The following is a 13,842-nucleotide window of genomic DNA, read 5'->3' on the forward strand; positions in this document are numbered from 1 at the left end:
TAATGCTCCTCTTCGTCCTCTTCTGCGCCGTCAATGCCGTTAAAAATCAAATCTTAGTAAAAATAACCAAAGTAGTGTTATAATTTTCAGTTTTTTTCAAGTTTGACCTTAATTCTTTCAACCATGTCCTTTTTAATCTCAACGGTCATTTCCTTCCGCGCGTAGCCGTTTTCCGAAATGGTGAGCGTGTGCTTTCCCGTATTGACGTCAACGGGTGACTCTATCGGCGTTTTGCCGAGCGATTTTCCGTCAAGATATACCTCTGCCCTAGGAAACGACATCACGCACAGGCCGCCGGTGCCCGTTGATTTCGGCACGTCAGCAGGCTTGGATTGCCCAGGTATGGTGTCATGCGTGACGGCATGCGGTCGCGAAACCGCCGTATCGTTTGGCGCAGTTTGTAAACCGGCCGGAGCCGCAGCGGCTTTTTCTGGAACAACAGGTTTCGGAGCAACAACGGGGGCGCCGGCATGAAGAGAAACCGCATACACATGCCGTGGCATTTTTACAGGTTTGATATCCGAAGCTTTTGCCGGACTTTCGATTGACTTTTGTTCCCCAATGTCATCATTTGCTTTTACCGGTGTTTGCGCCGTTTCGCCCTGTTTTGCGGGCACCGCGGTCGTTTGCTTCTGGATCAGGGAAGGCGGTGATGAATTCCTGAACCTTGCAGTGGCGAGATACAATACGCCCGCCACCAGAAAAACCGCTGCCACCGCAACGATATTGACCCAAACCTTGCGGCGCGCCTCATTTGCCTCGAAAGCCGCCACGTTCAACTCTTTTTCCTCGCTTTGTTCCACTTTTGTCAACATCCGGCCCGTGGTAAGGTTGGTTTCCTCCGGATGCATCTTCGCGATGGCCGCCGCGATCGTCTCTCCCGGGTCTGTTATTCCCTTGCTGTAAACCAATTCCTGCAGCGCGTCGATGAGCGGCTTCAACGAATCGAGCCTTTTTTCCCGGTCCTTTACAAGGCTCTTTTCGACGGTGTGCACCAGTTTTTTGGGAAGCTTGCGTGCGTAAAGTGAAAGGTCCCTCTCCTTGGTGTGCACGATGTTGTACGCGATCGTGGGAAGCGTGTCGCCCTCAAAGGGCAGTTTTCCCGTGATCACGCGGTACAGCACGACGCCGGCTGCCCACACGTCAACGCGGCTGTCGCGCCGCGGGTCCAGATTGAGCTGTTCGGGCGCCATGTAATGCGGCGTGCCCACCACCGCGCCGGTGCGCGTAAACCGCGACGACTGGGCCGCCGCGAAGGCGAGACCGAAATCCGCGACCTTCACCCGGCCCGTTGTTGACACGAGTATGTTGGCCGGCTTCACGTCGCGGTGGACGATGCCGTGCAGGTGCGAATAATGCAGCCCGCGCAGCGCGAGCAAAACGATCATAAGCCCGATTTCCCGGGGGAAATCCTGGCGGTGAAGAAGCTCATCGAGATCATGCCCTTCAACGTATTCCATGGCAATGTAGAAGGTGGCTTTGTCGACGCCGTAGTCGTAGATGCGGATGACGTTGTCGTGCTCGAGCGACGCGGCCGCCCGCGCCTCGTTTTCGAAACGCCGGTTCCAGTCCGGTTCCTCGGCGTTCGGCGTCATTTCCTTGATGACCACCGGCCGGTCAAGCGATGTCTGCACCGCGCGGTACAGCTTGCCCATGCCGCCGCGGCGCAGCTCGGTGATATTGGAGTAGTCACTGAGGGAGAATGCCATTGCAATGCCTGCCCCGGGGTCAGCGGCGCGCCGTGTTGAAATTGACGTAAAATGAAATGCCGTATTTCAAGGCGCGCTGGTAAACATTGTAATCGGAGCTCGTCTGGCTTTTATTTTCGTACACATCGATGAAGCCGTAATAATAACCGCAATAGAGACTCAGGCCGGATGACCAGCCGATCGGAAGATCGTAGCCGACCAGGCCGCTGATGCCGAAATCCACAGGGCCGGTAACCGAATCGGCATTGACGATAAGGGACGCATTGTTGTTGTAATAGCGATAGACAACCTCCGATTCGATTTTAACGCCAAGCTCGGGACCCGCGCAGATAAAAACGCTGCCTGGAATCATGAGGGGAAGCATGCCTTTTAAATAAAGCGGTATCTGAAAATAGCGGTAATTGAATTCTATTTCGCCGCTGCCGACCGTGAAGGCTCCCCATTGGATGTTCCCTACCTTGGTGCCGCCTCGCTTTTCAAACGCGATTCCCAGGCTGGCGCCGAAATACTCGTTCACATCCAGTTCTCCATCCATGCCGAAATTGAAGTATCCGGCCCATTTCGAATCATTGATGGCAAGCCCCTGCGGTAGTTTCGTCACATCAATAAATGATTCGGTGCCGCCGAGATTGAAGGCGAGCCGGCACTGCGGAGCTGAAAACACCATGAGCGAAGAAAACAGCACGATCAAAAACGTGGTATTTCTTTTCATCAAGACTCCTTCTGATCCGGTATTTTCAACCGGCGTTTTATAATAAAAAAATAGGTGGGGATTTGGTGATAAAGCAAGGACAAGGCGCCCTCTTCTATTTCACCTGCGCATAACGTATAATATTCTCGGCTGACGAATCCCAGGCAATCAAGTCCTATCGGCAGATTTTTATGCGAATCAGATACATTCCCATCGTATGTTTCCTTTGCGCCGTCGCCTGCGCGCCGCCCAAAGTGCAGACAAAACCCGAGCTCCCATCCGAACTCAAGCCGGTCGCGACATTCACACCGGTTCCCTCGGTCATCAACGTTCCCATAGAGCTCAAAACGTGGTATATTGAAAAAATGCTCAACGAGCAGCTCGCGCCCCTTCTTTACGAATGCGATACGCTTACCATCGCGGGCATAAAGCCGGTGAAGATGAAGGTATGGAAGAAGGATTCCATCAGGATTGCTCTTGAGGGCAACGAGATGGCGTACAAGGTGCCGCTCAAGATATGGCTCCAGTTCTCGTTCACCATCGGCGCGCTGGGAATTTCCCATACTGAATACCAGGACGTGGAGGCAGAGATCGCGCTCAAGCTGCGCTCGAAGTTTTCGGTCAAGAACAACTGGAAGGTGGTCACCCAGACCAGTTCCGACGGTTACGAATGGCTGTCGGAGCCGGTGATCAAGGTGCGTTTCATTTCCATCCCCATCAAGCCCGTGGTCGACATCATCCTTTCATCGCAGCAGGCTTCGTTCGGCGGCCTGGTTGATTCCGCGGTGTGCAATTCGCTCGACATAAAAAAAATGCTGCGTCCGCTCTGGAACCGCATCCAAGCGCCCATATTGCTTTCCAGCGCGCCCGACAGCATCTGGCTGCGGCTTTCCCCCACGTCCGTGTACATGACCCAGCTCACCGGCAATAACGGGATTATAAAAGGATCGCTCGGGATAAAATCAGTTGCGGAAACATTTTTCGGCGGGCAACCCGAGACAAAAGCCTTTGATTCGCTCCCCGAATTCATTGTCCCCGAGCGGCTCGACTCGTCGTTCGTGATAAACCTCTACACCGAGCTGCCGTTTTCCAGCGCCAGTCAGATCCTCCAGGGGTTCTTGTTGGGAAAGGCGTTTTCCACCGCCGGCAAGGAAGTGATCATCCAGGACGTCAACATTTACGGACTGGAAGGGTATGCCGTGGTGTCGATCGATTTTACCGGCTCGTTCAGGGGAAAAGTTTACGTGATAGGACACGTCAAATACGACGAAGCCGAAGCCACCGCCTCGATCGAAGATCTGGATTTTGACCTCTCCACGAAAAACGCCCTGCATTCAACCGCCGAATGGCTCCTGCACGGCATCATTCTCGCCAAAGTAAAGCCGTATCTCCACTTCCCGTTGCGTGAACGCCTGCTCGAGGCGCAGCTCATGGTACAGAAAATGCTTTCGCATAAGGAGATCTCCAAAAACGTCTTTATCACCGGCGCCATTGACTCGCTCAGCATCGGGGGCGTCACGATCACGGACAAGGCGATCAAGGCGATCCTGCTGGCAAAAGGGACGCTGAATGTGCTGGCGCATGATTAAATGAATACAGGACTTGGCAACTTCCGCTGACCGGTGGCGACTCGATTCATTTTACACTTAACATGCAATAATATCATTTTGTCCAGTAGGAAATTTATATTTTTCAATCAGTCCAAGCATATCTTCAGGTATCGCCGCTTTTAAAAACATTTCATTGTTAGTGACCGGATGAACAAATTTCAAGCTTCTGCAATGCAACGCCTGCCGCGGGAATTCCAATAATAAAGCATGTCCTTCAGGATCGCTGCGCCATGCCAGGTAATCACTTTCTTTCATTCCATACAGCTTGTCGCCCATCACCGGGCATCCGATCGCGGCAAGGTGGATGCGCACCTGGTGTGTCCTGCCGGTGACCGGAATCGCGCGCACGAGCGAATATGACTCACCCGCGCAGAGAGTTTCAACAAAAGTGACGGCCTCTTTTCCGTTTTTTGCGTCCACGCGGAATTTGTACGTCACGCCTGAAGCAGTATCCTGCCCGATTGCCAGGTCAACCTTCATCTCCTTTTCTTTAGGGACATTGCGTACAACGGCAAGATATTCCTTTGCCACGGTCTTAGCAGCGAATTCCTTGTGCAATTTTTTAAGGCATTGCAAGTCCTTTGCAAACAGCACAATGCCCGAGGTTTCGCGGTCGAGCCTGCTCACCGCATGCGCAGAAGCATAGACGGGATTGTTTGACGCGTGCCGTAAAAGAAAGACAAGGTTTTTGGTGATGTTCCTGCCCGCCTTATGCACGAGCAGGTTGCCGGGCTTGTTCACGGCAAATAACCATTCATCCTCATAGATGACGGAATAATTTGTGTCCGCGGCGGGCTCGGGCAAATCGGGAAAATCGTACGAAACAATATCGCCGGTGCCGAGCTTGACATCCGGAAGTGCCGGTGCGTCATTGACCGACACCTGGTTCCCGGCAATTCGCTCGCGCCATTCTTCTCTGTCAAGATAGGTGAAGCGATGCGAAAGGTATTCAATCAAGCTTGATGAGGCATACTTTTGCGTAATGTATGATGTCAATTTCATATTTCATTGATGTGCAAGGGCTTGTAGCCGTGATAGGTCTTGGAATAATAGTTGATGATATTCACCTCGGTGCGCTTGTTTGCGTCGATGTTCACGATGAGCCGGTCGATATATTCACGCGCGATGTAAAATCCCCGGCCGTGGGTGTCATAGATGCCCACGGGCACGCCGGCTTCGTCGCGCGTGGTCTGCCGGTTGATCCAGTAGAGAACGTCGGATTTCTTGAGCCTTCCTCCTTTGTCAAGCACCGAAATGCCGTATTTCTCCGCGTCGGCAAGCAAGGTGACAAAAATCACCTCGGCGTCGGTGAGCTCGAAATCGTAATTCCATTCGTCCTTGTTGTCGCCCTTTTCCCTGCGCACCCCGTAAAAAACGGCGTTGGCGAGCAATTCGATGAGCACGAGTTCCACCTTCTTCGCCCGGGCCGTGTCGGGAACATGCCGCATGATTTCGCTTGCGTAGGCGTCGAGCTTGTTCCCTTTTTTTATTTCGAACGTTTTTTCCAGCACCGGCCGGTCAAAATACTTCGAGAGCCCGAAGATGTCGCCGGTCAAAAGGTTTTCCAGGATCTGCGAAAGCTCGCTGAAATTGAACGGCGTCGACTTGACGAAAATATTTCCCACGTCGTGCTTCAGGGCGAGTTCGAGGTAATCTTCTACGTTGTACGCCGTGATGAGCACCCGCTTCACCGAGGGATATTTTTCGCGCACTTCCTTGAGAAGTTCGAATCCCCTCATGACCGGCATGTTGATGTCGGAGAGCACGAGGTCGACATGGTGCTGACGCAGGCATTTGTCAAGCGCTTCCCTGCCGTTTTCGGCGGTAAGGACGGCATACCCTTCGCCGTCGAGATAGTCCGCGATCATCTCGCGCATTTCTTTTTCATCGTCAACCACGAGGATGCAGGCGTTTTTCGGTTCAATGCCGGTCATGATGGCTCTGGTAAAAAGGAAACAGGTTTTATGCGGATAACGTGAGGCCTGTGTTTTATTTTATCTATGGACATGATGCACAAAAAAATTTTTGCATGGTTTCCCCTGCTTGATGAATGGGCCCGGTTTCCCGGTTTTACCGGCTGGATCGGGCTTTCAGCCGGAATCGCGTGCGGAGCGCTGTTGCAGCCTTTCCTGAGTTTTTCCTCGATATTTTATAATGAAGTTCTTATCGTTGCAATCATTTTGTCGCTGGTGCCGGCCATTATCTGCGCGTCGGCCCGTTTCCGCATGCTGTGGTTTTTCGCTGCAGGCGCCGCCCTTGTTTGCCAGTGTTATTGTCAACAGCGAATCGAATATTCCGGATTGGGCTCCCGTATTTGCGCGGACAGGCACGCCCGCCTCAGCGGTGTCATCATCTCAGCACCGGAGCAATCGTCCGGCAGGTTCATGTTCCTGGTCAAATGCGATTCGGTTTTCTCCCTTGGAAAGCCCGGCGCTCTCAAAGGCAGGCACGTCACCTGTTATTGCAACCAAAAGCCGCCGTTTTCCGGGGGATTTTCGGGAATAGGGCGGTTCACGCCGCCGCGTCCTGCGGCAAATCCCGGCGGATTTGATGAATACCTGTTTTCCCTGTCAAACAACATTTGGGGAAAGTTTTACTGTGATTCCATCATCCTGACCACTGAAAGCCGATCCCCCTGGCACGATATCGCCGCTTTTGCCCGCACTACCGTTTTCAAGGCGGCGTCGGCCATGAAAAACAGCGATGCGCGCGCCGTTCTCGTCGCGTCGTTCATAAACGACCGGAGCGACCTTACCGACAGCGTCAAGGGCCTCTTTTTCAGGGCTGGCATTTTCCATCTTCTGGCACTTTCCGGATTCAACCTCACGATACTGGCAGGCGCTATTTACGCTTTGCTGCTGTTTTTTCCTCTTGGCCGCGAAGTGAAATGCGCCATAGTGCTCGTCTGTATCTGGGCATACCTTTTCTTTATCGGTCCTATTCCATCGCTGGCGCGCGCCGTGATCATGACCAGCGTGGTTTTAATTTCGTTTTTTTTCCAGCGCAAACCATACCTTCTCAACTCGCTCGGGATAGCCGGCACTGTCTGGCTGATATTCTCCCCCTTGTCACTTTTTACGCCGGGATACCAATTGTCATTTGGCGCAACGTTCGGCCTGGCCGCCTTGTACCCGGCCTTGTCCGGCGCTTTTACCTTTCACGGGCAGCGGGTGTCACTCATTAAAAAGGCCTCAGCGCCGCTTATGACCGCGCTGCTCGTCTCCTTTTCCGCGTTTTTGACCACTGCGCCAATCCTCGCCTACCATTTCGGAACCTTGTCTCTTTCAGGAATCATCGTGAATCTGTTTGCAATTTTCCTCATGTCGCTGTCCATGTGGATAGCGCTTGCCGGTTTTTTTCTTCAGGTTGTCTTCCCGCCTTTTGTCCCGTTCTGCATGCGCGCCGCCGAATCCAGTATACTCCTCATGCTCAAATGCGCCGGAGTTGTTTCAATGATGCCGATGTCAATGTTTCAGCTTCCCCGTTTTTTTCCTGCCGTCTATGGCTTCTCTGCGCTTTTCATTGTCGGACTCTGCACGGCAAAACGCGGCCTTGTCAAGCGGTATCTGCTGTTTGCGGGAACCGGGTTTGTACTGGCGATTGCCGTTTTACTGGTGATCCAGCGTAATGCCGCCGCATCGCAGGCAGTTTCATTTTTAATAAAAAAATCAAACATTACCGGCATCCGCTGGCCAAACGGCAAAGTCTGGCTTGCCGGTCTGGGGGAAAAGGCTCCCCAATCCGTTTTTTCGCAGGTTATCGCCCCATGGATGCGCTTGTCGCCCGGGGCTTCGGTTCAAACAGTGATCCTGGCCGGCGATCCGTGCAACGCCGTCCAATCCCTGGAGCCGGTATTAACAAGCGGGAACGGCATACAGGTTTTATCATGCGACAGCGTGGCCGGCCCGTGCCCTGACTTTATTGCGTTCCTCAATGAATATCACGCGAATTTCGCCGTGATTAAATCAAAACGGTATTTTTTTCCTTCGCCCCGATGCACGCTTGAGGTGAGCCCATCCGTCGGCATCCAGGGAGAAAACGAATGCCGATGTACCGTTTCCCTCTTCGGTTCACGGTATGAATTTCCCGACACGCTCCCTATGCCGACCGATGACAAAGGCGCAATGATCTTTACTTTCAGGAACGGTAGGCCCCCCGCCATCATCTCGGCAATTCCCGCGTGGCATCCGCTGAATGCCTTAAAGCGGCCATAGATTCGCACGGTGGTCCAGTGTTGCCTTGTCGCATGTTTAAAGCTTCGAGAATGTATTTTTACGTTTGGCTTCATCACGCGTAATCAGGACATCTTCTCACATGCTTCCTTACGATTTTCAGCGCGACAAATCCAATATCCTTATTACCTGTCCAAAGGGCCTCGCTCCTTATTTAGTAAAAGAAGTTCGTGAATGTAAAATGCCTGTTCTGGGTCAGTACCATACCGGGATTCGTACCAGCGGCACCATGGCGGACTGCATGCTCCTCAACCTCTCTTTGTCAACCGGGCACCACGTTTTATTCGAGGTGCTTACCGCGGTCTGCGCATCGCCGGACGAATTGTACCAGGCGGTCACGGCGCTTGAATGGGAGCGGTTGATCCCGCTCGACACCACGCTCTCCGTGACGTCAATGGTCAAAACCGCGTCCATCAACGACACCCGGTTTGCCAACCTCAAATGCAAGGACGCGATTGTCGACCGGTTGACCCAAAAAACGGGGAGCCGCTGCAACAGCGGGCCCGGCCGCACCGGCGTGGTCGTCCACCTGTACTGGCAGGACGAAAAATGCACGCTCTATCTCGACACCTCCGGCGAACCGCTTTCACGGCGCGGATACCGTCTGCTGCCGGGCAGCGCGCCCATGCAGGAGACGCTTGCCAGCGGCGTCATCCGCGCAACAGGCTGGGACGGCTCCTCCCATTTTGTCAATCCTATGTGCGGAACCGGTACACTTGCCATCGAGGCCGCCCTCATTGCGCTCAACCGCAAGCCCGGCATGCTCCGCACCAATTTCGGCTTCATGCACATGATTCCGTATGATAAAACTATCTATGATGTCATCCGGGAACGGATTGCCTCTGCCGAGCACGGCGCTCCCCTGGTGAAAATCATCGCAACGGATATAAATCCCGACAGAATAGCCGATGCGCGAAAAAACGCGGCTGCCGCCCGCGTCGAAAATGCCATAGAATTTTCCGTGTGTGAGTTTGAGAAAACGCCCATACCGGACGGCGACGGAATCGTGCTTTTAAATCCCGAATACGGTTTCCGCATGGGCGATGCCTCCGGCCTGCGGGCCGTTTACAAAGGCATTGGGGATTTTTTTAAACAGCGGTGCGCCGGCCGCACCGGGTATATCTTTGCCGGCAATTTCGACCTCGTGAAAAAGGTTGGGCTCAAGGCGAATAAAAAAACGCCTTTTTACAGCGGCGCGATTGAATGCAGACTGTACGAATACGAGCTGTACGCCGGCAGCAGGCAGGTTGGTTAAATTTGATTTGTCTGCGTCTCCGGAATATGTATTTTCTTTGTAAGAAAGCCTTTGAACCGCCTGCAGCCATTTTGTATCCTTTGCTGAGGTACCTTTTCTGGAAGAGCGTACTATGGAACAACCCCCTGTCAAAGTTTCAAGCGAAGCATGGAACTCCTGGAATATCATCTCCATCGAAGGAAAATTCGTCATCAAGTTCGTGGCCGAGATTAGAAAAGTGCTCGAGCCCATCAAGGAGCAGCCGGCGCCCAAAATTGCGCTCGACCTGTCAAAAACCACGCACCTGGATTCAAGCGCGATGACCCTCATGCTCAATTACCAAAACCGTCTCAAGGAAAAAAAGGGCGGCATGGTGCTCTTCGGCGCGAACGAGGACATCATGAGCATCATCACCATCATCGGGTTCGATTCGTTTGTTCCAATATTCCGCACGAGGGAAGATTTTGAACGAAGCCTGCAATCCGAAAAGCAATAACGTTATCTTTCTATTTAAATAACTCGCAAATCCTCAATGAGACACCTCCTTCTTGCAGGCGTATTACTTCTGTTTTTCTGCCAATGGCAAGTCGCCATGCCGCCGGAAGCGGCAGACCAGTATGCCCGATGGTTCGTGGCTCCTTCTTCTGCGCTTACCGATTCTCTTAAATCATATAAATGTTTTGCCGCCGCGCAGGATTCACTTGCGCAGGTTGCAAGAAAAGCCCATGAAGGTCGGTGCGGCGTGTTCACCGCCATCCTTGAAGACACGTTCCACTCAGCTTACACTCTTGGCTGGAAAACTCCTGCGGCCATCCGCCGCGACACCCTGTATCCTCTCATTGTGTATCTCCACGGCGGCACAGGCACTTCAAAAACCACCAAGGGTGAAATTGCCTACGACATGCTTTCCAGCCTTGGAGACACGTTCAATCTGTTCCTTGCAAGCCCCTCGGCAAACAGGGAAACGCCGTGGTGGAGCCCCGGCGGGATGTCTCGGGTGCTTCAGACCGTGCGGTTCATGACGCTTTGCTATCCGGTGAATCCCGACAAAATATTCCTGGCGGGCGTTTCCGACGGCGCCACCGGCTGCTACCTTGCGGCAAACACCGTGTGCGCGCCGTTTGCCGGCTTTATCGCGGTCTCGGGTTACGGTGCCATGCTGTATTCGTTCGGCATAAAGCTCCATCCTCAGAACCTGATGCAGCGGCCGATTCTTAATATCAACGCGGGAAACGACCGCATCTACCCTTTCGCCGAGGTGATGAAATTCGTAGCATGGCTCGAAAACAACGGCGTACCCGTGGAGCACCGGGAATATCCGGAAGAAAACCACGGCTTTGACTACCGGGAAAAAGAATACGGAAATCTTGCCAGGCTTATCCGCACCTGGACCAGGCCGGAGGCCCAGCGCTCAGTTTCTTGGACATTTGTGCCGGGGTTCCCCAATGTGCCGCCCAACTGCATCACATGGGAAATCGCTTCAGGAACGGAAGAACCGGCTATAAAGGCGTTCTGGAAGGACGACACCCTTCAGGTATCGACAAAAGGATTAAAATCCGCGCTATTGACTTTTCCCCAAAAGCAAAACGCCGCAATCTTTGTTTCGGTAAACGGCTCCCGCCCGAAAAGCGTGCGGCCCGCGGCAGCAGACGCAGGGCTTGCACTAGCCTTCGCCCTTCACCAGCTGCTGCCGCAGGCCGCGCATCAGGCCGCCTACCGCATTACGGTTCCGTAAATAAAACCCTGCCGCGCCGCTTCGCTACTTCCCGGCGCCTTTGATTCCGATATTCAATCTGATGTTTTGTTTCTTGCCCTGGTCAAGGTCTTCAACAAAGACGCGGCCGAGATACGTTCCGGCCGATGCCATCATGCCTTTGCTTGTTTTTCCATTCCAGAAATAGAACAATTTGACGTTGTTCTGGTCAACGGTAAGGGTGTCATTGGCGACAAGGTTGCCCACGACGTCAAATATTGAAATGGTGCCTTTGACTTTTCCCGCCTTGAGGCTGGCGATAATGGACGGCACCAGCGTTATCTCAATGCGCGTGCCGGTGCGCAGGTCCGTGGGACCGTTCACCGGAACGAGGGTCTTTCCGGGAACGAACGGGTTGCCGATGACAATGGAACTCTTCACGATGGACACACCGCCGCACAGCGAGAGAGGGAACTTGGGCCTTTTGCCTTCCACGACGGTGTCGAGACCCGTGAGCGGCGTGCTCGGATCGAAAACGTAGATGAAATTATCGCTGTTCTTGATGACCTGTTTCGGGTTCGTCCCGGTAAAGGTGAACGGGGCGTTGTTCATGTAAAGGGTAAAGATGGTGTTCGGATCAAGGGGCGGCGTAAGGCTTGCCACGGGCTCGCTGAAAATCACCCGCAGGGAGTCGCCCGCCGGGGCCGGCGAAAAGCAGAGACTCTTTATGACCGGCAATGCGCCGTCGACGACCTTGGTGACCACAAAGGGTCCGCCACTCACGGTCATTGCAATCTGCGTCAAAGTGACGTTGGCGCTTTGCCATCCCGTTTCGAGCTCGGGACCGGAATTTTCCTGAAGAATGACATGAATGGTTTTATTTGCAAGGTCGGGCACGAGCGTCACCGCGTTGAGGTTCACCGTCTTGCCGTCGAGGGCGGTTATTTGCAGGGTCTTGATGAATTGCGCGATTGAAGGCATGGTGGGATTGATCGCCGAGGTGTCGGTCCACGTAAGGTCTATTCTGTCAAGATAACCGTCCTGGTTCGTGTCCAGCAGGATCGCGGTCACCGGCACGGTGCCCGGCGCACCGGGCGTGCAATTTTCGGAAAGTCCGCTGGGCAAGGTGGTCACCGTTGGATCTCTCTTGATCGAAAAAGAGACCTGCACAATGGTGTCGGACAGCATGTTGGTCTGCGGATTCACGTACCGGTAGGTGATTCCCATGCTGATGGTGGTCAGAGCGCTGGTCAACGGGAAGGTGTCGGTAAAGAAAAACGAGCTGTCGAGGTAAATCGCGGACGTCTTGTTATTGAGAACCATTTTTGTCGGGTTTCCGCCGACGAGAATATTCTGTATCACGTTAGTCATCAACAGACTCATAAGCGTCGAGTAATTCACGCCGGAAAGCGCCCAGATATTGCTTTCCGGGTTTGAAGATGAATAGCCGTTTATCTTTACATTGTTTGTCATCGTGGTGAGGCAAGCCGGCGCCTGTCCCTGCTTGTTGAAAAACACTGTGAATGTGGTGGGGAGGCCAGCGACACCGGTCGGGGTGGAGAACCATAAAGAATCGTACCCCGCCTGCCAACGACCCGTGGGCTCGCCGTCAGTCATAAGAATCGTATATTGATTGGCTGCAGGATTCTTTGCGGAAAGGAACTCCTGTTTGGCAGCGATGATCGCGCCATTAATATTGGTTTCACCGCCGGTGGGATTGGGCCAACTTGGCTGGTAAACTAAATCGTCTCCGGCTGAATTGGTGGTAAGAATATCTTTTATGATGTCGATTCCCATCTTCGGACCGGCTGACGTCTGATAAGTCTGGTTAAGAACCAGGAACGGCAAATACGCCTGACGCGGCTCGTTATCCAGGACAGGATGAAGTGCCTTGAAAAACTGAGTGTAATATTCGGTGGTAGTTGTATCGAAAAAGAGATGTTCGCGGAACACCACAAGTCCCACTTCGGCATTCGGCTCCTTCGCCATGATCGTATCGAGCAAGGCCTTGGTAACCGAGAACCGTGCTCCACCCGGATCGTTTCCGCCGTTCCCCTTCATGCTTCCCGTGTTGTCTATCACGAAAAGGATAGAAGAGGTCCCACCTGTACCAGTTGTCAGTGTGCGTGCCGCATTGCACGCGTGCACCAGCGAGGACAATTTCACGATATTGTCTGGCACCGTGATTGTCTGGCCGTTAAAATCCTGGGGGCAGCTCGTAATGGTCAATTCGCACATGTCATCCGCTAAAAGCGCCCCAGCTGCCGACAGTACGAAGAGCGTCAAAAGATAAGCATATTTTCTGGCGCAGATCAATATCATAAGAGGGTCTCCTGGCTATATAAAGAATAGGCCGCGTAAATGTGATTTACGCAATCCAGTCCTATTAATCTTAAAATAGGTAGGTTGCAAAAATCAAAGCAAGTATAAGTAATGCTTTTTGTTACGAAAAATGGTCCAACCCACCCATACAATAATAAATATACCCAAAAAATCGGTGATTTTGCACAAAATCCATGTTTTTTAATCCTTGGCGCGTAGGCTCAAATTAAATGTAACCGAATACCTATCGGATACATACTGTTTTTAATTCGTAGGCTCATAATTAAGGTAACCCAAGCAGAAAGGGGTTATCTCCTATGGGCCACAAAGAAAAACATGCTTATCGACAGG

General features: G+C 52.9%; 10 protein-coding genes. 5 read left to right on the top strand and 5 right to left on the bottom strand.

The features are described from left to right. Window positions 1-86: 86 nt before the first annotated feature. Window positions 87-1,709, bottom strand: coding sequence for a serine/threonine-protein kinase (locus VLX68_00470; GenBank protein ID HUI90695.1), 1,623 nt, complete (start codon window positions 1,707-1,709; stop codon window positions 87-89). A 19-nt stretch (window positions 1,710-1,728) separates the two neighbouring features. Beyond that, on the bottom strand, window positions 1,729-2,421 hold the full coding sequence (locus tag VLX68_00475; protein HUI90696.1) for an outer membrane beta-barrel protein: 693 nt from the start codon (window positions 2,419-2,421) through the stop codon (window positions 1,729-1,731). Window positions 2,422-2,591: 170 nt separating this feature from the next. Between VLX68_00475 and VLX68_00480 the strand changes: the two genes are divergently transcribed. Continuing rightward, the gene (locus VLX68_00480) at window positions 2,592-3,989 is read left to right on the top strand and encodes a DUF4403 family protein (protein HUI90697.1); all 1,398 of its coding nucleotides are present in this window, start codon (window positions 2,592-2,594) and stop codon (window positions 3,987-3,989) included. Between the two features lie 57 nt (window positions 3,990-4,046). On the opposite strand, the gene VLX68_00485 is transcribed toward VLX68_00480, so the two are convergent. Both VLX68_00485 and VLX68_00490 read right to left on the bottom strand, forming a co-directional pair. Further along, window positions 4,047-5,012, bottom strand: a complete 966-nt coding sequence (locus tag VLX68_00485; GenBank protein ID HUI90698.1) for an RluA family pseudouridine synthase — start codon at window positions 5,010-5,012, stop codon at window positions 4,047-4,049. Continuing rightward, complete coding sequence (locus VLX68_00490) at window positions 5,009-5,944, bottom strand: response regulator (GenBank protein HUI90699.1); 936 nt, start codon at window positions 5,942-5,944, stop codon at window positions 5,009-5,011. The genes VLX68_00485 and VLX68_00490 overlap by 4 nt, the downstream gene beginning before the upstream one ends. Before the next feature lie 72 nt (window positions 5,945-6,016). On the opposite strand from VLX68_00490, the gene VLX68_00495 reads away from it, so the two are divergent. The 4 genes from VLX68_00495 to VLX68_00510 all read left to right on the top strand — a co-directional run bounded on the left by VLX68_00495 (window position 6,017) and on the right by VLX68_00510 (window position 11,211). Next, a complete protein-coding gene (locus VLX68_00495) occupies window positions 6,017-8,224 on the top strand; it encodes a ComEC/Rec2 family competence protein (protein ID HUI90700.1) in 2,208 nt (735 codons plus the stop codon). Window positions 8,225-8,423: 199 nt separating this feature from the next. Beyond that, the gene (locus tag VLX68_00500) at window positions 8,424-9,497 is read left to right on the top strand and encodes a hypothetical protein (GenBank protein ID HUI90701.1); all 1,074 of its coding nucleotides are present in this window, start codon (window positions 8,424-8,426) and stop codon (window positions 9,495-9,497) included. Window positions 9,498-9,609: 112 nt separating this feature from the next. After that, window positions 9,610-9,972, top strand: coding sequence for an STAS domain-containing protein (locus tag VLX68_00505; GenBank protein ID HUI90702.1), 363 nt, complete (start codon window positions 9,610-9,612; stop codon window positions 9,970-9,972). A gap of 36 nt (window positions 9,973-10,008) precedes the next feature. Next, window positions 10,009-11,211, top strand: a complete 1,203-nt coding sequence (locus VLX68_00510) for a prolyl oligopeptidase family serine peptidase (protein HUI90703.1) — start codon at window positions 10,009-10,011, stop codon at window positions 11,209-11,211. Window positions 11,212-11,235: 24 nt separating this feature from the next. Here the strand turns inward: VLX68_00510 and VLX68_00515 are convergent, their stop codons facing one another. Continuing rightward, window positions 11,236-13,491, bottom strand: a complete 2,256-nt coding sequence (locus tag VLX68_00515; protein HUI90704.1) for a VWA domain-containing protein — start codon at window positions 13,489-13,491, stop codon at window positions 11,236-11,238. Between the last annotated feature and the right edge of the window lie 351 nt (window positions 13,492-13,842).

Source organism: Chitinivibrionales bacterium, assembly GCA_035516255.1.
Taxonomy (GTDB): Bacteria; Fibrobacterota; Chitinivibrionia; order Chitinivibrionales; family FEN-1185; genus FEN-1185.